18 protein-coding genes and 1 tRNA gene are annotated in these 20,454 nt (G+C 71.3%); 11 read left to right on the forward strand and 8 right to left on the reverse strand.

The window, feature by feature from the left end; translation table 11 throughout:
- Position 1 precedes the first annotated feature (1 nt).
- Both ACE3Q8_RS00660 and argE read left to right on the forward strand, forming a co-directional pair.
- Positions 2-493 (forward strand): FKBP-type peptidyl-prolyl cis-trans isomerase, encoded by a 492-nt coding sequence (locus ACE3Q8_RS00660; RefSeq protein ID WP_374467959.1) that lies wholly within the window; start codon positions 2-4, stop codon positions 491-493.
- An 85-nt stretch (positions 494-578) separates the two neighbouring features.
- A complete protein-coding gene (gene argE / locus ACE3Q8_RS00665; protein ID WP_374467961.1) occupies positions 579-1,748 on the forward strand; it encodes an acetylornithine deacetylase in 1,170 nt (389 codons plus the stop codon).
- Here argE and ACE3Q8_RS00670 read toward each other — a convergent pair.
- Positions 1,711-2,742: a glycosyltransferase family 2 protein gene (locus ACE3Q8_RS00670; protein ID WP_374467963.1), complete on the reverse strand. Its 1,032-nt coding sequence runs from the start codon at positions 2,740-2,742 to the stop codon at positions 1,711-1,713. The two genes, argE and ACE3Q8_RS00670, sit on opposite strands and share 38 nt — an antisense overlap.
- Before the next feature lie 32 nt (positions 2,743-2,774).
- On the opposite strand from ACE3Q8_RS00670, the gene rfbC reads away from it, so the two are divergent.
- Both rfbC and ACE3Q8_RS00680 read left to right on the forward strand, forming a co-directional pair.
- Positions 2,775-3,329 (forward strand): dTDP-4-dehydrorhamnose 3,5-epimerase, encoded by a 555-nt coding sequence (rfbC, locus tag ACE3Q8_RS00675; RefSeq protein ID WP_374467965.1) that lies wholly within the window; start codon positions 2,775-2,777, stop codon positions 3,327-3,329.
- On the forward strand, positions 3,329-4,372 hold the full coding sequence (locus tag ACE3Q8_RS00680) for a hypothetical protein (RefSeq protein WP_374467967.1): 1,044 nt from the start codon (positions 3,329-3,331) through the stop codon (positions 4,370-4,372). Before rfbC ends, ACE3Q8_RS00680 begins: the two co-directional genes overlap by 1 nt.
- On the opposite strand, the gene queG is transcribed toward ACE3Q8_RS00680, so the two are convergent.
- From queG to ACE3Q8_RS00700, 4 genes are all read right to left on the reverse strand, one after another.
- Positions 4,353-5,507 (reverse strand): tRNA epoxyqueuosine(34) reductase QueG, encoded by a 1,155-nt coding sequence (queG, locus tag ACE3Q8_RS00685; RefSeq protein WP_374467969.1) that lies wholly within the window; start codon positions 5,505-5,507, stop codon positions 4,353-4,355. The genes ACE3Q8_RS00680 and queG overlap by 20 nt on opposite strands.
- The gene (locus ACE3Q8_RS00690; protein ID WP_374467971.1) at positions 5,488-6,174 is read right to left on the reverse strand and encodes a glutathione S-transferase family protein; all 687 of its coding nucleotides are present in this window, start codon (positions 6,172-6,174) and stop codon (positions 5,488-5,490) included. Before ACE3Q8_RS00690 ends, queG begins: the two co-directional genes overlap by 20 nt.
- Before the next feature lie 83 nt (positions 6,175-6,257).
- Positions 6,258-7,190, reverse strand: a complete 933-nt coding sequence (locus tag ACE3Q8_RS00695; RefSeq protein WP_374467973.1) for a cation diffusion facilitator family transporter — start codon at positions 7,188-7,190, stop codon at positions 6,258-6,260.
- A gap of 82 nt (positions 7,191-7,272) precedes the next feature.
- Positions 7,273-8,352 carry a citrate synthase/methylcitrate synthase gene (locus tag ACE3Q8_RS00700; RefSeq protein WP_374467975.1) on the reverse strand — a complete coding sequence of 360 codons (1,080 nt, stop codon included), beginning with the start codon at positions 8,350-8,352 and terminating at the stop codon, positions 7,273-7,275.
- Positions 8,353-8,433: 81 nt separating this feature from the next.
- Here ACE3Q8_RS00700 and ACE3Q8_RS00705 point away from each other — a divergent pair, with 81 nt between their 5' ends.
- Positions 8,434-9,597 (forward strand): citrate synthase, encoded by a 1,164-nt coding sequence (locus ACE3Q8_RS00705; protein WP_374467977.1) that lies wholly within the window; start codon positions 8,434-8,436, stop codon positions 9,595-9,597.
- Here ACE3Q8_RS00705 and gltB read toward each other — a convergent pair.
- Both gltB and ACE3Q8_RS00715 read right to left on the reverse strand, forming a co-directional pair.
- Complete coding sequence (gene gltB, locus ACE3Q8_RS00710; RefSeq protein ID WP_374467979.1) at positions 9,594-14,138, reverse strand: glutamate synthase large subunit; 4,545 nt, start codon at positions 14,136-14,138, stop codon at positions 9,594-9,596. The two genes, ACE3Q8_RS00705 and gltB, sit on opposite strands and share 4 nt — an antisense overlap.
- 5 nt (positions 14,139-14,143) lie before the next feature.
- On the reverse strand, positions 14,144-15,592 hold the full coding sequence (locus ACE3Q8_RS00715) for an NAD(P)-dependent oxidoreductase (protein WP_374467981.1): 1,449 nt from the start codon (positions 15,590-15,592) through the stop codon (positions 14,144-14,146).
- A gap of 213 nt (positions 15,593-15,805) precedes the next feature.
- Here ACE3Q8_RS00715 and ACE3Q8_RS00720 point away from each other — a divergent pair, with 213 nt between their 5' ends.
- Positions 15,806-16,609: an undecaprenyl-diphosphate phosphatase gene (locus ACE3Q8_RS00720; protein ID WP_374467983.1), complete on the forward strand. Its 804-nt coding sequence runs from the start codon at positions 15,806-15,808 to the stop codon at positions 16,607-16,609.
- Here ACE3Q8_RS00720 and ACE3Q8_RS00725 read toward each other — a convergent pair.
- Positions 16,606-17,580, reverse strand: a complete 975-nt coding sequence (locus ACE3Q8_RS00725; protein WP_374467985.1) for a complex I NDUFA9 subunit family protein — start codon at positions 17,578-17,580, stop codon at positions 16,606-16,608. The two genes, ACE3Q8_RS00720 and ACE3Q8_RS00725, sit on opposite strands and share 4 nt — an antisense overlap.
- 152 nt (positions 17,581-17,732) lie before the next feature.
- Here ACE3Q8_RS00725 and ACE3Q8_RS00730 point away from each other — a divergent pair.
- The 5 genes from ACE3Q8_RS00730 (at position 17,733) to lptB (ending at position 20,452) form a co-directional block, all read left to right on the forward strand.
- A tRNA-Leu gene (locus ACE3Q8_RS00730) sits at positions 17,733-17,818 on the forward strand.
- A 47-nt stretch (positions 17,819-17,865) separates the two neighbouring features.
- Complete coding sequence (locus ACE3Q8_RS00735) at positions 17,866-18,483, forward strand: ribonuclease D (protein ID WP_374467987.1); 618 nt, start codon at positions 17,866-17,868, stop codon at positions 18,481-18,483.
- Positions 18,484-18,492: 9 nt separating this feature from the next.
- Positions 18,493-19,116, forward strand: coding sequence for an LPS export ABC transporter periplasmic protein LptC (gene lptC, locus ACE3Q8_RS00740; protein ID WP_374467989.1), 624 nt, complete (start codon positions 18,493-18,495; stop codon positions 19,114-19,116).
- A gap of 10 nt (positions 19,117-19,126) precedes the next feature.
- Positions 19,127-19,678, forward strand: a complete 552-nt coding sequence (locus ACE3Q8_RS00745) for an LptA/OstA family protein (protein WP_374467991.1) — start codon at positions 19,127-19,129, stop codon at positions 19,676-19,678.
- Between the two features lie 27 nt (positions 19,679-19,705).
- Positions 19,706-20,452: an LPS export ABC transporter ATP-binding protein gene (lptB, locus tag ACE3Q8_RS00750; RefSeq protein ID WP_374468172.1), complete on the forward strand. Its 747-nt coding sequence runs from the start codon at positions 19,706-19,708 to the stop codon at positions 20,450-20,452.
- Positions 20,453-20,454: the final 2 nt, after the last annotated feature.

Genomic DNA, 20,454 nt, shown 5'->3' on the forward strand with positions numbered 1-20,454 from the left:
AATGTTCCGTATTCTGATGATTGCCGCCGCGGCGCTGTCGCTTGCCGCTTGCCAGGGCCGTCAGGCCCTGCCGGACCAGGCCGAGGCGTCCAAGGCCTTCATCGAGAAGACCGCCAAGGAGCCGGGCGTCCAGCGCCTGCCGTCGGGCGTGCTCTACAAGGTGGTCAGGCAGGGCCCGGCCACCGGGATCAAGCCGCAGCTCTCCGACGAGGTGAAGGTCCACTACGAGGGCAAGCTGATCGACGGCAAGGTGTTCGACAGCTCCTACGAGCGTGGGCAGCCGGCGGCCATGCCGCTGCGCGGCCTGATCCCCGCTTGGCAGGAGGCGCTCCAGCAGATGCGCCCGGGCGACGAGTGGGTCCTCTACGTGCCGCCCGAGCAGGGCTACGGCGCCGAGGGCGCCGGCGGCGAGATCCCGCCCAACGCGGCGCTCATCTTCCGCGTCGAGCTCATCGCCGTCCTCGAAGGCCCCGGCCGCACCGCCCTCGGCTAGGCTTCCTGCCCAAGGTTCGGGCGCCACCGCCGACCAGCGCGCAACAGGGCGTGCAAGCGCCCTCGGGCCGGTCTACCACTGCGCCATGGCCCGCGACCTCACCCCCGCCGCGCTGGACATCCTCCGGACGCTCGTCGCCTTCGACACCACCTCCCGCGGCTCGAACCTCGAGCTGATCGCCTGGGTGGAGGCCTATCTGGACCGCCACGGCGTGCCGCACCGCCGGGTGCCGAACGAGCATGGCGACAAGGCGAACCTGCTGGCCACCGTCGGCCCGTCGGCGGAAGGCGGCGTCGTGCTCTCCGGCCATACCGACGTGGTGCCGGTGGACGGCCAGCCGTGGAGCACCGACCCCTGGACGCTCACCGAGCGCGACGGCCGGCTCTACGGCCGCGGGACCTGCGACATGAAGGCGTTCCTTGCGCTGTCGCTCGCCGCGGTGCCCGACCTCGTCGCCGCCGGGCCCGCGAAGCCCGTGCATCTCGCCTTCTCCTACGACGAGGAGATCGGCTGCCTGGGCGCCCCGGCCATGATCGAGGTGATCCGCCGGGAGCTGCCGGCGCCCGCATGCGTCGTGGTCGGCGAGCCCACCGATATGGTGGCGGTGAACGGCCACAAGGGCATCGCCACCTTCCGGGTCACCGTCACCGGGCGGGAGGCCCACTCGAGCCAGACCCAGCAGGGCGTCTCGGCGATCATGGAGGCCGTGAAGCTGATGAGCTTCCTGGGCGAGCTGGCCCAGCGGCTCGACCGGGAGGCCGATCCCGCTTCGCCGTTCACGCCGAAGGGCGCGACGCTCACCATCGGCCTGGTCAGCGGTGGCACCGCCCACAACATCATCGCCCGTGAGTGCGGCTTCACCTTCGACCTGCGCTGCCCCCCGGGCTTCGAGGTGGAGGAGGTGCTGGCGCCCTTCTACGCCGAGGCGCGCGCGCTGGACGCCGCGCTGAAGGCCCGCGCGCCGGAGGCCGGGGTGATGGTGGAGAAGAAGACCGACGTCCCGCCCTTTGCGCCGGAGCCCGACGGCGCAGCCGAGGCCCTGGCCCGCCGGCTGGCCGGCGACAACGGACCGCCGCGGGTCGTGGCCTTCGCCGCCGAAGCCGGCCAGTTCCAGCGCGGCGGCTTCTCGACGGTGATCTGCGGCCCCGGGTCGATCGCCCAGGCCCACCAGCCGGACGAGTACCTGGAGCGCTCGCAGCTCGAACGCGGCGCGGCCTTCATGCGCCGGCTCGTGGAGTGGGCCGCAGAGGCCTGAGCACCGGCCGGCGCGCGGTCAGGTCCTTCGGGTTCCAGGTCATGGCGCGGGCGATGGCCAGGGCCGAGACCCGTCGGCGGCGCTGCACGCGCGCCCGGCTGCGCATCACCTGCGGCAGGCCCTCCAGCGCCGCCACGAAAGAGCGCCAGACGAGGCCCGCGTGGGGCCGGTTCGGACCGCGCGAAGAGATATAGGCCACCGCGGCCAGATGCAGCGGCAGAACGACCGGCAGCAGCAGGGCGGGCGTGTCCTTGAACACCACCCAGAAGCGGTTGCGGGTGCCATGGAAGACTGCGAACTCCGACTTGCGCCCTCCGCTCGTGGCGGAACCCTCGTGCCGGATCACGGCGCGCGGGACCACTAGGGTCGGCTCGCCGGCGAGCTGCAGCCGGTAGCCCAGGTCCACGTCCTCGCAGTAGCAGAAGAACTGCTCGTCGAAGCCGCCAAGCTCCAGGAACAGGCTGCGGTCGACCATCATCGCCGCCCCACACGGCGAGAACACCTCGGCCTCGTCCGTGTCGCCCGGGTCCGGCGCGAGGTAGCCGCCCCGATAAGGGATGCCGTAGCCGCTCATCACGTCGCCCAGGCCGTCCAGCAGGGTCGGGTCTTCGGCCATGAGCTGGCGGGAGGTGAAGGAGCGCACCTGCGGATGACGCCGGGCGGCGGCGACCAGCTCGGCCAGCCAGTCCGGCTCGGCCCAGGCGTCCGGGTTGAGCAGCGCCAGCCAGCGGCCGCGCGCCTCGCGCGCCGCCTGGTTTCCCGCCCCGGCGAAGCCCAGGTTCTCCGTGTTTCGGATCAGGCGCACGCCCGCCGCCGCCGCGGCGACCTCGGCGTCCGCCGGGTCGGGCGAGGCGTTGTCGATGACGAGGATCTCGAAGCCGCGGAAGGTCTGGGCCGCCAGGCTCTCCAGACAGCGCCGCAGCAGCGGACCGGAGTTGTAGGCGATCACGCAAACGGTCAGCAGCGGCTTGTCTTCCGGCGCGGGCTCGTCCATGCGGTGGCGGTTTCCGTCAGTTCCCAGGCGCCATGACCACGATCACGCCGCTCGCCCTTCCCGAACTCCTGCTTATCACGCCCAAGCGCCATGGCGATGCGCGCGGGTGGTTCGCCGAAACCTGGAGCCGCCGGGCCATGTCGGCCGCCGGCGTCGAGGCCGACTTCGTGCAGGACAACCAGGCGTTCAATGCCCGCAAGGGCACTGTGCGAGGCCTGCACTTCCAGACCTCCCCGCATCCCCAGGCCAAGCTCGTCCGCGTGCTCAAGGGCGCGATCTTCGACGTCGCCGTCGACGTGCGCCCGGGCTCGCCCACCTTCGGCCGGTGGGCCGGCGCGACGCTCACCGCCGAGGGCGGCGAGCAGCTCTTCGTGCCCCGCGGCTTCGCCCACGGCTACTGCACCCTCGTCGACGACACCGAGCTCTTCTACAAGGTGGACGGCCTCTACGCTCCGCAGACCGAGGGCGGCGTGATCTGGAACGACCCGGACATCGGCATCGAATGGCCGATCGACGTGGAGCCCGTGCTCTCCGACAAGGACAAGGTCCTGCCGCGCCTGAAGGACATGCCGCAGGCGACGTTCTGATGGACCGGGCGGCGGCCGAGGCGCTCTACGAGCAGGGCCACCGCCTGCGAGACGCCGGCGAGTTCGCCGCCGCCGAGGACGCGTACCGCGAGGTCGCCGCGGCCGCGCCGGACGCCCCCGGCCCGCACCACTGGATCGGCTTCGTCCGGCTGCGCCAGGGCGACGCCCGCGGCGCGGAACAGGCGTTCCGGCAGGCGCTCGAGCTGGAGCCAGGCCGTGCGGTCTCCACCCACGGCCTGGGCCTGGCGCTGCTCGGCCAGGGGCGGCTCGCCGAGGGTTTTCCGCTGCTGGAGGCGCGCCATCGCATTCCCCAACGGGCGGCGCGGCCGCCGCTGCCCTTCCCTCGCTGGTCGGGCGAGGACGTCACAGGCCGGCACGTCCTGATCTGGCCCGAGGAGGGCTTCGGCGACCAGATCCAGTACGCCCGCTACGCTGGGCGGCTCGCCGCCCGGGGCGTCCGCGCCACCTGGTACTGCGCCCCCGAACTCGCCGCCCTGTTCGCGGCCAACCTCGATGTGGAGGTGCTGCGCGCCGAGGGCTCGGTTGCGCTGCCGCAGGTGGACTGCTGGCTGGGCTCGACCTCGCTCCCGGCTCTATTCCCCAGCGACGATCCCCTGGCCGCGCCCTACCTCTCCGCGCCGCCGCGGCCGGTGGGCGCGCGGATCGGGGTGATCGCCCGCGGCAACCCGAAGCACCACAACGACGCCGCCCGCTCCATGCCCGCCGACGCCGCCCGGGCGCTCCTTGCGCTGCCGGGCGCGACGAGCCTGGCGCCGGAGGACACCGGCGCGCGCGACTTCCTCGAGACGGCGGAGATCATGGCCGGCCTCGATCTCGTGATCTCGGTGGACACCGCCGGCGCGCACCTGGCCGGCGCCATGGGCAAGCCGTGCTTCCTGCTGCTGCCCTTCGTGGGGCCGGACTGGCGCTGGCTGCCCGCCCCCGACCGCAGCCTCTGGTATCCGTCGATGCGCATCTTCCGGCAGCCGGCGGCCGGGAACTGGCACGCGGTCGTCGATGACGTCAGGGCCGCGCTGGCGTAGGCGGCGCGCCGGTGGCGGCCCACTCCGCCAGAACCTCAGGGTCCTGTTCCATCCCCGCCGTCCGGGCCCGCAGCTCGGCGAAGGCGGTGTCCGGCAGCAGCCGCGACAGCGCCCAGACCGCCGCGCCGCGCACCAGCGGCGAGGGGTCTCCCAGCAGCGCCACCGCCTCGGGCGCCAGCGCCGGCTCTCCCGAGTTGCCGATGGCGTACAGCACGTTGCGGACGAAGCGGTCGCGGCCGATCCGCTTCACCGGCCCCCTGGCGAACAGCTCTCGGAAGGCGGCGTCGTCCAGGCGGGCGAGCTCGGCCAGGCCCGGGCTGCGCAGCGCCTCGCGGGCCGCGAGCTTCTGTTCCCGCCCGGCCTGGGCGAACTTGTTCCACGGGCACACCGCCAGGCAGTCGTCGCAGCCGTAGATCCGGTTGCCCAGCGCGGGGCGGAACTCGCGCGGGATCGGCCCCTTCAGCTCGATGGTCAGGTAGGAGATGCAGCGCCGCGCATCGAGCTGGAACGGCGCCGGGAAGGCGTCGGTCGGACAGGCCTGCAGGCACGCCGTGCAGGAGCCGCAGTGGACCGGCTCCGCCGCGTCCGGCTCGAGCTCCAGCGTGGTCAGGATCGAGCCCAGGAACAGCCAGGAGCCGAACTCGCGGCTGACCAGGTTGGTGTGCCGGCCCTGCCAGCCGATCCCGGCCCGCTCGGCCAGCGGCTTCTCCAGCAGGGGCGCGGTGTCCACGAACACCTTCAGCTCCCCGCCGAACCTGGCCTGCAGGAACCGCGCGAGCGCCTTCAGCCGCTTCTTGATCAGGTCGTGGTAGTCGTCGCCGCGGGCGTAGACGCTGATCGCCGCCCGCGTCGGATCCTGCAGCGCCAGCATCGGGTCGGAGTCCGGGCCGTAGTTCACTCCCAGCACGATGGCCGAGCGGGCGTCGGCCCACATGGCGCGCGGGTGGCGGCGGCGGTCCAGGGTCTCGGCCATCCAGCCCATCTCGCCGTGCCGACCCTCGCCCACGAAGGTCTCCAGCCGCCCGGCCGCTGGCCAGGCGTCGTCCAGGTCGGTGAACCGGCAGAGGTCGAAGCCGAGGGCCAGGGCCTCGGCGCGGATCAGGTCTTCGGGCGCGTCAGAAGTCGAGATCGTCATAATGCCGGGCCGGCGTCAGCCCCGGCCAGCGGTCCATGAGGAGCGGCCGGAAGGCCGGCCGGGATTTCAGCTTCATGTACCAGGTCTTCACCGCGGGGAAGTCGGCCCAGGGCACGTCGCCGAAATAGTCGATGACCGACAGATGGGCGGCCGCGGCGAAATCCGCCAGGGACAACCGGCGTCCGGCCAGCCAGTCGCGCTGCTGCAGCAGGCTGTCCATGTACCAGAGGTGGTTCTTAACCCCCTCGCGGCCCTGGCGAAGGTTGGCGAGCTCGGGCGCGCCAAGGCCCAGCAGCCGCTTCTCCATCTTCTCGTGGAGGATGTAGCCGCCGGCCTCGAACTCGAACTTGCGGTCGAACCACTGGAGCAGGCGGCGCGCCTCGGCCCGCTCGGCGGCCTCCCGGCCCAGCAGCGGCGGCTCCGGGTGGGCCTCCTCCAGGTAGTCGAGGATGGCGCGGGTCTCGCACAGCACCAGGCTGTCGGCCCCGTCCGAGACCACCAGCACCGGCACCAGGCCGGAGGGGTTCAGCGCCGCGAGCTCGCGCGGGCGCTCCCAGTACTTCACCGAGATCTCGGTGAACGGCACACGCTTCTCCCCCAGCGCCAGGCGAACCTGCCGCGAGGCGGGATCCAGCGGAAAGTGGTGGAGGGTGCGTTCGACGCTCATGTCCGGCTAACGCCCCAGGCGTGATGAAGATTTGGGCGGGGAATCAATCCGCGTTACTGGCGCTGCACCCCTTAAGGGGGCGTTTACTCTGCCGCGCTCTCTGCGAAAGCCCCGCCGTGCGGCTCGGCGCGGCCCCGCGGATCGGCGTGGATGATGATGTCGGCGTTGGGGAAGGCGGCCAGCAGGCGCTTCTCGGCCGCCACGATGGCTCGGTGCGCCGCCTCCAGGCTGAGATCCGGGTCGAGGTCCACGTGCATCTGCATGTGCACGTAAGGCCCCGAGGCGCGGGTGCGGAGCTGGTGCACGTCGCTCAGCCGGGCGTCCTCGGTCACCAGGGCGACGATCCGCGCCCGGGCCTCGTCGGACAGCTCCTTGTCCATGAGCTGGCCGGAGGCCTCGCGGAACACGCCCACCGCGCCCCAGAGCAGCAGGGCGGCGATGACGATGGCGGCGGCGGCGTCGAGGCCGTTCACCCCCAGCCACGCGGACGCGGCGATGCCGAGCAGCGCGATGACGTTGGAAGCCAGGTCCGACGCGTAGTGCGCCCGGTCTCCGGCGACCGCCACCGAGGATGTCCGCCGCAACACGCGCGTCTGGGCGGTGATCAGCACCAAGGTCAGCGCCGTCGAGACCACCATCACCGCGATCGCCCAGCCGCCCGCCCGGATCGGGTGGGGGCTGAGCAGGTCGCCCACGGCTTCCCGGGCCACCAGGGCGGCGGATGCGAACACCAGGCCCGCCTGCATCAGGCTGGCGAAGGCCTCGGCCTTGCCGTGGCCGAACCGGTGCTCGGCGTCGGGCGGCGCCACCGCGTAGCGGACAGCGAAGAAGGTCACCAGGCTGGCCACCAGGTCGAGGCCGGAGTCGGCGGCCGACGCGAGGATGGCCGTGGAGCCGGACGCCCACCAGGCCGCCACCTTGAGGGTCACCAGGATGGCGGCCGTGGCCACCGACAGCAGGGTGACCCGCCGGGTCAGGGCGGCGGATTCGGCAGGGGAGAGGCCCGCGGGAGTCATGGCTGGAAACTAGCCCGGCCACCGGGCAAGGCCAGCGCGAACGACTCTCACCCTGGGCCGGCGGCCCCGCCGCCGCGCCGGATCACGCCGCCTGCAGCGGCAGCGGGCCCACGTAGCGCGACTGCGGGCGGATCAGCCGGCCGCCGGCGAGCTGCTCCCGGGCGTGCGCCACCCAGCCGGCGACGCGGCCCATGGCGAACACGCAGGTGAAGGCCGACGGCGGCAGGCCCAGGGCCTCGAGCAGGAGGGCGGTGTAGAACTCCACGTTGGTGTCCAGCGGCCGGTTCGGCTTCTTCTCCTTCAGGATCGCGAGCGCCGCGGCCTCCACCGCTTCGGCGAACTGCAGGCGGCCGGGGTTCGCGCCCTCGCTCAGCCGCCGCACCGCGCCCTTCAGCGCGTCGGCGCGGGGGTCGCGGACCCGGTAGACCCGGTGGCCGAAGCCCATCAGCCGGTCGCCGCGGGCGATCGCCGCCTCCAGCCATGGCCGGGCGTTGGCCGGATGGCCGATCTCGTCGAGCATCTCGATCACCGGCCCCGGCGCGCCGCCATGCAGGGGTCCCTTCAGCGCCGAGATCCCGCCCAGCACGGCGGAGGTGAGGCCGGCCCGGGTCGAGGCGATCACCCGGGCGGCGAAGGTCGAGGCGTTCAGCCCGTGGTCGCTCACCGTCACGAGGTAGGTGTCGAGGGCGGCGGCGTGGCCCTTCTCCGGGGGGCGGCCGGTGATCATCTGCAGCACGTCGGCCGTATGGCCGAGCGCGGGGTCCGGTCGCACCGGCGCCTCGCCCGCCTGGGCGCGCACCACGGCGGCGGTGAACACCGCCGGCGCGGCAGCGAGCCGGAGCGCGGTCGCCACGTCGTCGCCGTCCGCCAGACGGGCGGTGAGCGCCCGCATCGCCTCCACGGGCGTGCGGTCAAGCAGACCGGTGTCCAGCGCCGCCACCTCGCCGAACACCTCGGCGCGAGCGGTCGCCAGCGGTGCGGTCAGGTCGTCCGGCAGGTTCTCGAAGAACCCGTCCCAGAGCAGGCGGGCCACGTCCTCGAACCGGGTGCGGCCGGCCAGCTCGTCGAGCGAGCGGCCGCGGATGATCAGCAGCCCCTTCTGGCCATCCACTTCGGACAGCACGGTTTCGGCGGCGACGACGTCTTCGAGCCCATCGGACATGGCGGTCTCCTTCAGCACTTGCCGGGCCGACGAAATGCCTCCACGTTGCCCTGGTCAATCTTGATCAATATGATCAATGTCATGCCTGCGCCTGACTGGATCTCCGCCGAAGACGCCCAGGCCCGACTGTCGGTCAGGCCTCAGACCCTCTACGCTTACGTCAGCCGCGGCCGCGTCCAGGTGCGTCCCGATCCGGCGGACTCCCGCCGCAGCCTCTATCGCGCCGCCGACATCGCGGCCCTGCAGCAGCGGAAGTCGCGCAGCCGCAAGGTCTCCGACGTGGCGGCCGGCGCGATCGCCTGGGGCGAGCCGGTGCTGGCGTCCGCGATCACCACCGTGGCCGGGGGGCGGCTGTTCTACCGCGGCCGAGACGCCATCCGGCTCGCCGAGACCGAGACGCTGGAGTCGGTGGCGCGGCTGCTGCGGGGCGGCCACGGCGCGGCGCTCAAGCGGACCGAGCGGCCGCCGCCGCCGGAGGCCGCCGACATGCGCACGCGGGCCTTCCAGGCGTTGGCCGCGCTCGCCGGAACCGACCCGCCGGCCCGGGGCCGCCATCCGATGGCGCTGGCGGTGGAGGCCGCCACCCTGCTGGACGTGCTGACCGACGCGGTCGCCGGCGAGGTGGGCGGCGGTGCGATCCACAACCGGCTGGCGCTGGCGTGGGGGCAGGGGCCGGGCGGCCCGGGCGCCGACCTCGTCCGCCGCACGCTGGTGCTGGTCGCGGACCACGAGCTGAACGCCTCGGCCTTCGCGGCGCGGGTGGCCGCCTCCACCGGCGCGTCGCTCTCGGCGTCGGCGCTCGCCGGCCTCTCCACCCTCTCCGGGCCGCGGCACGGCGGCGCCACGGCCGCCGTGCGCACCTTCGCCGCCGAAGCGGCGCAGCAGGGGCCCCGCCAGGCGATCGCCAACCGCCTCGTGGAGGACCGCGCTCTGCCGGGTTTCGGACACCCGCTCTATCCCGAGGACGATCCCCGCGCCGCCGCCCTCCTGGCGCGCTTCCAGCCGCCGGCCGGGTTTGCGGCGCTCGCCGAGGCCGTGCGCGCGGTCACGGGCCAGGCGCCGAACATCGACTTCGCCTTGGTCGCGATCTGCGAGGCCCTGCGGCTGCCGGCGGACGCGCCGTTCGCCCTGTTCGCCGTCGCCCGCTGCGCCGGCTGGATCGCGCACGCGATCGAGCAGGGGCAGACGGACGCGCTGATCCGCCCGCGCGCCCGCTACGTCGGTCCCGACCCGGAGTTCGCCTAGGCCCGGAGGTGGACGGCCTCTTCGGCCTCGAGGCCGTGGTCGAGACGGCCGACCATCTCCTTCGGGCAGACTTGCCAGAAGCGCTCCACCGCCCGACCCCAGTCGCGCAGCAGCTCCTGGGCGAGCCGGGACCCGGTCTCCCGGGCATGCTCCTCGACCAGGCCGCGCAGCACGGCTTCCCAGTGCGGGTTGCCGATCCGGCAGGTCACCACGCTCTCGCGGTTCAGCGAGAGCTGGAAGCTGTCGTCGGCGTCGTACACGAAGGCCATCCCGCCGGTCATGCCGGCCGCGAAGTTGAACCCGACGGGTCCCAGGATCACCGCCGTGCCGCCGGTCATGTACTCGCAGCCGTTGGCGCCCACGCCCTCCACCACGGCGGTGGCGCCGGAGTTGCGAACGGCGAACCGCTCGCCTGCCAGGCCCGCCGCGAACAGCCGCCCGGACGTGGCGCCGTAGAGCACCGTGTTGCCGATGATGGCGTTCTTCTCGGGCGCCGGAAGGTGCGGGGAAGGCCGGATGGCGATGGTCGCCCCGGACAGCCCCTTGCCCACATAGTCGTTCGCCTCGCCGGTCAGCTCGATCCGCAGGCCCTGGACCGCGAAGGCCCCGAGGCTCTGGCCGGCCGAGCCCTTGAGCTGCACGGTCAGGTGGCCCGCCGCCAGACCGTCCATCCCGAACTTGCGCACGATGTGCGAGCTGGTGCGGGTGCCGATCGACCGCTGGGTCGAGGCGACGGTGTAGGTGAGCTGCATCTTCTCGCCGCGCTCGAACACGGGCCCCGCGTCGCGCACGATCTGGGCGTCGAGGGTGTCGGGCACCTCGTTGCGGCCCTCCACCGTGCAGTAGGGCTTGTGGTCGCCGGGATCGGCGCGGACCAGCAGCGGGTTGAGGTCGAGGTCGTCCAGGTGCTCGCCGCCGCGGCTCACCTGCATCAGCAGGTCGGTGCGGCCGACGATCTCCTGCAGGGAGCGGGCCCCCAGCAGGGCGAGGATCTCGCGGACCTCCTCGGCGATGAAGGTGAAGAGGTTGATCACCTTCTCCGGGCTGCCGGTGAACTTGGCCCGCAGCCCCTCGTCCTGGGTGCAGACCCCCACAGGGCAGGTGTTGGAGTGGCACTGCCGCACCATGATGCAGCCCATGGCGATCAGGCTGGCCGTGCCGATGCCGAACTCCTCGGCCCCCAGCATGGCGGCGATCACCACGTCGCGGCCGGTGCGGATGCCGCCGTCCGTGCGCAGCTTCACCGAGTGGCGCAGGTTGTTCAGCGTCAGCACCTGGTTGGCCTCGCTGAGACCCATCTCCCACGGCCCGCCGGCGTACTTGATGGAGGTCTGGGGCGAGGCGCCCGTGCCGCCGACGTTGCCGGAGATCAGGATCACGTCCGCCTTGGCCTTGGCCACGCCCGCCGCGATCGCGCCGATGCCGGTCATGGCCACCAGCTTCACGGTGACCTTGGCGTCGGGGTTGATCTGCTTCAGGTCGTAGATGAGCTGGGCGAGGTCCTCGATCGAGTAGATGTCGTGGTGCGGCGGCGGGCTGATCAGCATCACGCCGGGCGTGGCGTGGCGCAGCTTGGCGATCAGCTCGGTCACCTTGAAGCCGGGCAACTGGCCGCCCTCACCGGGCTTGGCGCCCTGGCTGACCTTGATCTCGATCTCGCGGCACTGGTTCAGGTACTCGGCGGTCACGCCGAACCGGCCGGACGCGATCTGCTTCACCGCCGAGTTCGGGTTGTCGCCGTTCGGCAGCGGCCGGTAGCGCGCCCGGTCCTCGCCGCCTTCGCCCGAGACGCTCTTGGCCCCGATCCGGTTCATGGCGATGTTCAGCACGCCGTGCGCTTCGGGGCTGAGCGCCCCCAGGCTCATGCCGGGCGTGACGAAGCGCTTGCGGATTTCGTTGACGCTCTCGACCGCGTCCAGGCCCACCGGCTTGGCGTCCTCCGTGCGGATGGCCAGCAGGTCGCGCAACTGGATGATCGGCATCTTCCGCATGCCGTCCGAGAAGCGCTTGTAGACCTGGTAGTCGCCGCGGTCGCAGGCGGTCTGCAGGGTGTGGATCATCCGCGCCTCGAAGGCGTGGGCCTCGCCGGCGCGGCGCGCCTTGTAGAAGCCGCCAACCGGCAGGCTGAGCGCCGCGGGGTTCCAGGCCCGGCGGTGCAGCTCGACCGCCTTGGCCTCCAGGCCCGCGAGCCCGATGCCGGAGATGCGCGACGGCATCCCCGGGAAGAACTCGGCGACCAGCGAGCGCGACAGGCCCACGGCCTCGAAGTTCAGCCCGCCCCGGTAGGACGAGATCACCGAGATGCCCATCTTGGCGATGATCTTGAGGAGGCCGCCCTCGATGGCCTTCTTGAAGTTCAGGCACAGCTCGCGCAGCGACAGCTCGCCGGTGAGCCCGCGCTCCTGGCGATCCAGGAAGCTCTCCTGGGCGAGGTAGGCGTTCACCGCGGTGGCGCCGACGCCCACCAGGACCGCGAAGTAGTGGGTGTCCAGGCACTCGGCCGAGCGGACGACGATCGAGACATAGCTGCGCAGGCCCTTGGCGACCAGCCAGGCGTGGACGCCGCCGGTCGCCAGGATCATCGGCAGGGCCACCCGGTCCGGTCCGGTCGCGGTGTCGGAGAGCACGATCGTCGAGCAGCCGCGCAGGGCCGCGTCCTCGGCCTCCATGCGGATCCGTTCGAGGTTGGCCCGCAGCGCGTCGCCCGCCCGGGACTCGCCGGCCGGCAGCGGCATGGTGCAGTCGACCACGGCCACGTTCTTCTCGCCGATCGAGTCGACCAGGCGGGCGTACATGCCGGTGGTGAGGACGGGGCTGTCCAGCACGAACACGTCGGTCTGGGTCTCGTCCTCGGCCAGGATGTTGCCGAGGTTCTTGAACCGGGTCTTCAGGCTCATCACCGCCGTCTCGCGCAGCGAGTCGATCGGCGGGTTGGTCACCTGGCTGAAGTTCTGCCGGAAGAAGTGGCTGAGCGGCCGGTACTCGTTCGACAGCACCGCGAGCGGCGTGTCGTCGCCCATCGAGCCCACCGCCTCCTTGGCCTCCTCGACCATGGGCGCGAGGATCAGCTCGAGATCCTCCAGGCTCATGCCGGCGGCGGCCTGCCGGCGGACGAGCTCCTCGCGGCCGAACAGGCGCGGCTCCTCGCCGGGCCCGATCCGCTCCTCGAGCTCCACCATGTTGCCGAGCCAGCGGTCGTAGGGGTGCTGGGCGGCGAGGCGGTCGATGATCTCCTCCTCGCGGTAGAGTTTCCCTTCGGCGAGGTCGACGGCGAGCATGCGGCCCGGCGCGATGTGCGACTTGCGCACGATACGGGTCTCCTCGACCCGGCCCATGCCGGCCTCGGAGCCGACGATCAGCAGGCCGTCGGCGGTCTCGGCGACGCGCAGCGGGCGCAGGCCGTTGCGGTCCTTGCCGGCGATGACCCAGCGGCCGTCGGTGGCGCAGACCGCGGCGGGCCCGTCCCAGGGCTCCATCACTGCGTTGGCGTAGGCGTAGAGCGCCTTGTGCGCCGGCTTGATCTGGTCGTCGTTGCGAGCGTTCCAGGCCTCCGGGATCAGCAGGGTCTTGGCCATCGGCGCGTCGCGCCCGGCGCGCACCAGCACCTCGAAGGTGTTGTCCAGCGCCGCGCTGTCCGAGCCGCCCGGCTGGATCACCGGCTTCACGTCGTCCTGATAGTCGCCGAAGGCGTTGGCCGCCATGCGGATCTCGTGGCTCCGCATCCAGTTGCGGTTGCCCTTCAGCGTGTTGATCTCGCCGTTGTGCGCCAGCATCCGGAACGGCTGCGCGAGCCGCCACTCCGGGAAGGTGTTGGTGGAATAGCGCTGGTGGAAGATCGCCACCGCCGCCTTGAAGCGCGGGTCGGTGAGGTCCGGGTAGAACTGGTCGATGTGCTCGGCCAGGAACATGCCCTTGTAGATCAGCGAGCGGGCCGACAGGGAGCACAGGTAGAAGTGCTGGATGTTGGCGGCGGCCACCTGCTTCTCGATCCGCTTGCGGCAGAGGAACAGAGCGCGCTCCAGCGCCTCGCCCTCCAGCCCCTTGGGCGGGGAGAGCATGATCTGCTCGATCTCGGGCCGGGTGGCGTTGGCGTCCTTGCCGATCACCGAGGTGTCCACCGGCACCTGGCGCCAGCCGTAGATGTAGAAGCCGAACCGCAGGGCCTCCGCCTCGACGATGGTCCGGGCCGTCTCCTGGGCGGTCAGGTCGGTGCGCGGCAGGAAGACCTGGCCCACCGCGATGGGACCCGGCCGCACCTGGTGGCCGATCCGCTCCACGTGGGCGGCGAAGAAGTCCTGGGGCACCGAGACCAGCACGCCGGCGCCGTCGCCGGTGATGCCGTCGGCCCCCACCGCGCCCCGGTGCCAGACCGCCTTCAGCGCCTGGATGGCCAGCTCGACCACCTCGCGCCGCGGCTTGCCGTCGATGGCGCACACCAGGCCCACGCCGCAGGCGTCGTGCTGCTCGGTGATGTCGTAGCCGCCGTTGGCGTCGATGAGACGCTGGCGCTCGGAGAGATAGTGTTCGACGTAGTCGGGCATGGCGGTCACTCCGCGGCCATCAGCGCGTCGGCGCTGGCGTGGGCGGTCAGGTAGCGGTGGATGGCCTGGGCGGCGTCGCGGCCGTCGCGGATCGCCCAGACGACGAGGCTGGCCCCACGGACGATGTCGCCCGCGGCGAACACGCCGGGGACCGAGGTCATCATCGAGCGGAAGTCCGTCTTCAGCGTCCCCCAGCGGGTGACGCCGAGGTCCGGCGCCTGGAAGTTCCCCGGCAGGTCCTCGGGATCGAAGCCCAGCGCCTTGATGACCAGATCGGCCTTGAGCTCGAAGTCGGCGCCCTCGATCTCCTCCGGGGCCTGGCGGCCGGTGGCGTCGGGCGCCCCCAGGCGCATGCGCGCGGCGCGCAGGCCCGCGGCCTTCAGCGCCTCGCCGGTGACGGCGCGCGGCGCGGCCAGCCATTCGAAGATCACGCCTTCCTCCTCGGCGTGGGCCACCTCCCGCACCGAGCCCGGCATGTTCGCCCGGTCGCGGCGGTAGAGGCAGGTCACCGAGGCCGCGCCCTGGCGGACGGCGGTGCGGACGCAGTCCATGGCCGTGTCGCCGCCGCCGACCACCACCACGTGCTTGCCCGCGGCGTGCAGCCGGCCGTCCTTGAAGCCTTCGACCTCGTCGCCGAAGTCCCAGCGGTTCTCGGCGATCAGGTATTCGAGGGCGGGAACCACGCCCATCGAGCCGGCGCCAGGGACCTCCAGGTCGCGGGCCTTGTAGACGCCCGTGGCGACCAGAACCGCATCGTGCCGCTCGCGCAGCTCGGCGAGCGTGGCGTCGCGACCGACCTCGAAGCCCAGCCGGAACGCGATGCCGCCGTCGGCCAGGCGCTGCACGCGCCGCTCGACCACGTACTTCTCGAGCTTGAAGCCGGGGATGCCGTAGGTCAGCAGGCCGCCCGCCCGGTCGTGCCGGTCGTAGACGGTGACGGCGTAGCCCATCTCGCGCAGCAGCTCGGCGGCTGAGAGGCCGGCCGGCCCGGCGCCGACGACCGCGACCGACTGGCCGCGGTCCGGGCCGGCGACCAGCGGGCGGACCCAGCCCTCTTCCCAGGCCTTGTCGTTGATGTAGCGCTCGACGGCGCCGATCGTGACCGTGCCGTGCCCCGACTGCTCGATGACGCAGTTGCCTTCGCAGAGCCGGTCCTGCGGGCAGATGCGGCCGCAGACCTCCGGCATCGAGCTGGTGGCTTGCGACAGGGCGTAGGCCTCCTGCAGTCGGCCCTCGGCGGTCATCCGCAGCCAGTCGGGGATGTTGTTATGGAGCGGGCAGTGGGTCTGGCAGAAGGGCACGCCGCATTGGGAGCAGCGCGCGGCCTGCTCGGACGCCTTGGCGTCGATGAAGTCGGCGTAGATTTCGTGGAAGTCGCCCTTGCGCGCCGCCGCATCCCGCTTCTCCGGGGTGGAGCGGGGGGTGACGGTGAACTTCAGCATGCGCTCGGCCATGGGCGAGGCCTCCTTCCAGTGCGGCCCATGTAAGCGACGGCGCGCCTGTGGAAAAGCTCATGGTACAATCATTGGACTAGGATTCTCCAGATGATCGCTGGGGTGGCGCGAGGCGCCTGCATCTTACGCGAAACTGGTCCAATTTTGAGATGAACCTGTTCTTCGCCATAGTGCCGCCCCTTTGCGCCATCCCCTGAGCAGTTGGAGTTCGCCGTGCCGGATTGGGTCTACGCCGTCATCCTGGGCGTCATCGAAGGGCTGACGGAGTTCATCCCGGTCTCGTCCACGGGGATGATGCTGCTCGCCAAGCACGGCATGGGCCTGACGGACCCGTTCTGGAACACCTTCGCGGTGATGATCCAGTTGGGCGCGATCCTCGCTGTCGTGGTGCTCTATTTCCGCAAGCTCTGGCGCGCGGTCATCACCCTGCCCAGCGATCCCGCGTCCCGCCGCTTTGCCCTCTCCGTGATCGTGGCCTTCATCCCCTCGATCGTGCTCGGCCTGCTGCTGCACGACTTCATCAAGGGTGTGCTGTTCGACAGCCCGGTGGTCCAGTGTGTCTCGTTGATCATCGGCGGCGTCGTGCTGCTGCTCATCGACCGCAAGGCGCCCGCGCCGATCCACAGCGAGCCGGATCAGCTTCCGCTCAAGACCGCCTTCGTCATCGGCCTCTTCCAGGTGCTGGCGATGATCCCGGGCGTCTCGCGCTCGGGCTCCACCATCGTCGGCGGCATGCTGAACCGGGTGGAGAAGCGCGCCGCGGCGGAGTTCACCTTCTTCCTGGCCATCCCCACCATGCTGGGAGCCTTCGTGCTCGACGCCATCGAGAGCCGCGACCAACTCCTGGCCGGCGACAATCTCGGCCTCCTGGCCATCGGCTTCGTCACCGCCTTCCTGGTGGCGGTGGTGGTCATCAAGCTGATGCTGGCGATCGTCACCCGGCGCGGGTTCGCGCCGTTCGGCTGGCTGCGGATCGTGATCGGCGTGGGCGGGCTGATCGCCCTGCGGCTTGCCTAGCGGAGCGCCGCCATCTCACGCTCGTCGAGGTCGGCGTACTGGCCGCCCTTGCGGTACCGGTAGAGGTAGGTGGGCAGCACGGCTTCGAGCGTCGTCGGCGTGATCCCCAGCTCCTCCAGGCCCGGGTAGGCTCCGGAGCAGACGTTGTCGACCTTCAGCAGCTTGGCCTGGTCGGAGGTGATCGGCGGCTGCATCAGCCCCTGCACGAGGTCGAACGCCGAACCCAGCGCGCCGGCGGCGGCGTGCGGCAGCGGCAGCAGCAGCGGCTTGCGGCCCGTCTCGGCGGCGATCATCTGCATCAGCTCTCGGAAGGTGAAGGCCGCCGGGCCGCCGAGCTCGTACGTCTGGCCGGCGCATTCCTCGAGGGTGACCATCTTGGCCAAGGCCTTGGCCACGTCGCCCACGAACACCGGCTGGAAGCGGGTCGCGCCGCCGCCGAACAGCGGCATGGCCGGCAGCATGGTCATCATGCCCGCGAAGTTGTTGAAGAAGTCGTCCTCGGGCCCGAACACGATCGACGGCCGGGCGACCACGGCGTCGGGGTAGATCTCGCGCACCGCCAGTTCACCCTCGGCCTTGGTGCGGGCGTACTTGGACGCAGAGTTGGCGTCGGCGCCCAGCGCCGACATCTGCACGATCCGGGTCACCCCTTCGGCGCGGGCGGCCTCGGCCACGTTGCGGGCGCCCATGACGTGCACCGCCTGGAAGCCCTGGCGACCGGCCTCGCGGCCGACGCCCACCAGGTTCAGGGCGGCGGTCGCGCCCTCCAGGGCCCGCCGGCAGGACGCCTCGTTGCGAACATTGGCCTGGACGAGGTCGATCTGGCCCACGTCGCCCAGCATGCGCATGTTGTAGCCGAGGTTCACGTTGCGCACCGCGACGCGGATCCGCCACCCGGCGCGGGCGAGCTGCCGCACCGCGTGCTTACCGACGAAGCCGGATCCGCCGAAGACGGTGACAAGGTTCTGCATGGCGCGCGCGCGTTCTCTGGAGACGTCGTAACTGCGCCTGCCGATAGACGATGCGGCCCCGCGCCGCAATGCGACTCCAGATCGATGAAAAGGCCGTGTTGACCGGCTGTACCGGGCGCCCTATGTAGCCGCCTCCCGATCCGACGGACCGGGCCCAGGTGGCGGAATTGGTAGACGCGCTGGTTTCAGGTACCAGTGGTTAATAGCCGTGGAGGTTCGAGTCCTCTCCTGGGCACCACCCTCTGAAAGCGGGGGTGGGGCAAACGGCGTCGGAGTTGAGGCTAAGTGACCACTCACCTGCACAAGGGCGATCTGCCGGCCGACGCCCTGGCCGGCGCGGCGGTGGTCGCCATCGATTCCGAGACCATGGGGCTGCGGCTCGGCCGCGACCCGCTGTGCGTCGTCCAGCTCTCGGACGGCGGGGGCGACGCCCACGTGGTCCAGCTCGACCGGACCACCTACGACTGCCCCAATCTCAAGCGCGTGCTGACCGATCCCGGCGTGCTGAAGCTGTTCCATTTCGGCCGCTTCGACATCGCCATGTTCTGGCTGCACCTCGGCGTGGTCACCGCGCCGGTCTATTGCACCAAGATCGCCTCGAAGATCGCGCGCACCTATACCGACCGGCACGGCCTGAAGGACGTGGTCCGCGAACTCCTGAACGTCGATCTGTCGAAGGCCCAGCAGAGCTCCGACTGGGGTGCGGCGGCGCTGAGCCAGGACCAGCTCAACTACGCCGCCTGCGACGTGCTGCACCTGCACGGCCTGCGTGCGCGTTTGGACGAGATGCTCGTCCGTGAGGGCCGCGACCATCTCGCCCGCGCCTGTTTCGACTTCCTCCCGCACCGTGCGCTGCTGGACGTGGCGGGCTGGGAAGACGTCGACATCTTCGCGCATTCCTAAGGAACGGGCATGGCCGCGCCGGACCTCCCCACTGCGGACGGCACAGCCCACCGCCCCACGGCGGACCGCTGGCGCCGGCGGTCGCGCGCGCTGCGCTGGCTGCGGATCGGCGTCCCGGCGCTGATCGTGATCATCCTCCTGGCGATGGCCGGCTCGGTGGCGTGGAATGCGCTGCGCACCAAGCCGGAGGCGTCCAGCGACCCCGATGCCCCCATCCGGCTGGTGAACCCGCGCTTCGTCGGCCGCGACGACCGCGGCCGGGCCTTCGTGATCACCGCGGTCTCGGCGACGCGCGACCAGAAGGACTATCAGCGGGTTATCCTGGAGCGCCCCGCGTTGGTGCTGGACGAGGAAGGGCCGGACCCGATGCGGATCTCCAGCGGCTCGGGCGTCTATCACGAAGGCAATCGTAAGCTTGAACTGAACGGCGGCGTGCGCATCTCAAGTGCTCAGCAGTCCTTCGAGACGGCCGAGTCGCTGTTCGACACCAAGACCGGGGAACTCGTCGGTTCAGGTCCCATTCAGGGCTCCGGGTCGCTTGGAGAAATCAGCGCGAAGTCCTATGCCGTTTACGGCAAAGGCGAGCGGATGGTGTTCAAGGGCGGCGTGCGTGCGCGCCTCCAGACGAAGTAGAGCGACAGGCATGCGGACGAAGCTCATTTTCCCGATCGTGGCGGCGGCGCTGACGCTGGCGGCGGCTCCGGCCACGGCCCAGCTCGCCCGCAACTCGGACGCGCCCATCGACATGACCGCCGACGAGCTCGAGGTGACGAACAACGCCTGCACCGCCATCTGGCGCGGCAACGCCGAGGCGCTGCAGGGCGACTCGCGGCTGCGCGCGCAGGTGCTGCGGATCTTCAACGCCAAGGGCGCGGCCACGGGTGGCGCTCAGGCCGGCGCCAACTGCGGCGAGCTGGAGCGGCTCGAAGCCGAGGGGCAGGTCTACTACGTGACCCCCAACCAGCGCGTGCGGGCGAACAACGGTGTCTACGTGGCGGCCACCGAGACCCTGACCATGACCGGCGACGTGGTCGCGGTGCAGGGCCAGAACGTCCTGCGCGGCACGAAGATGGTGTTCAACACGCGCACCGGCGAAGGCAACATGGTGGGCCAGGCGAGCGGCAAGAACGCCCAGGGTCGCGTGCGCGGGGTGTTCTACCCGAGCAAGAAGACCAACGACCAGGCGCGTCGGTAGCAGGTGGCGGCCTTGAAGCAGGAACGCATCCAGGCGGCGCCCGTCCAGGCGGGGCAGGGCCTCGTCGTCGACAACATCGGCAAGTCCTATCGCGGGCGGCCGGTGGTGAAGGGCGTGTCGCTGCGGCTCGCCCGCGGCGAGGTCGCCGGCCTGCTCGGCCCGAACGGCGCGGGCAAGACCACCTGCTTCTACATGATCACCGGCCTGATCCCGGCGGACTACGGCGCGATCTACCTCGACGGCGAGAACATCACCGCACAGCCGATGTACCAGCGCGCGCGCATGGGCGTCGGCTACCTGCCGCAGGAGACCTCGATCTTCCGCGGCATGACCGTGGCCGACAATGTGATGGCCGTGGTCGAGCTGCGCGAGCGCGACCGCAAGAAGGCCCGCGCCATGGTCACCCAGCTCCTCGAGGAGTTGCACATCGAGCACCTGCGGAACGCGCCGGCGATCTCGCTGTCGGGCGGCGAGCGGCGCCGGGTGGAGATCGCCCGCGCGCTGGCCTCCGAGCCGTCATTCATGCTGCTGGACGAGCCGTTCGCCGGCATCGATCCTCTGGCGATCGCCGACATCCGCGAGGTGATCAGCTATCTGAAGACGCGCGGCATCGGCATCCTGATCACCGACCACAACGTCCGCGAGACGTTGGACATCATCGACCGCGCCTCGATCATCCACGCGGGCGAACTGCTGTTCGAAGGCAGCCCCGACGAGATCGTCGACAACCCCGAGGTCCGCCGCGTGTACCTGGGCGACCACTTCAACGCCTGAGG

The organism is Phenylobacterium sp. (assembly GCF_041913825.1).
GTDB lineage: Bacteria > Pseudomonadota > Alphaproteobacteria > Caulobacterales > Caulobacteraceae > Phenylobacterium.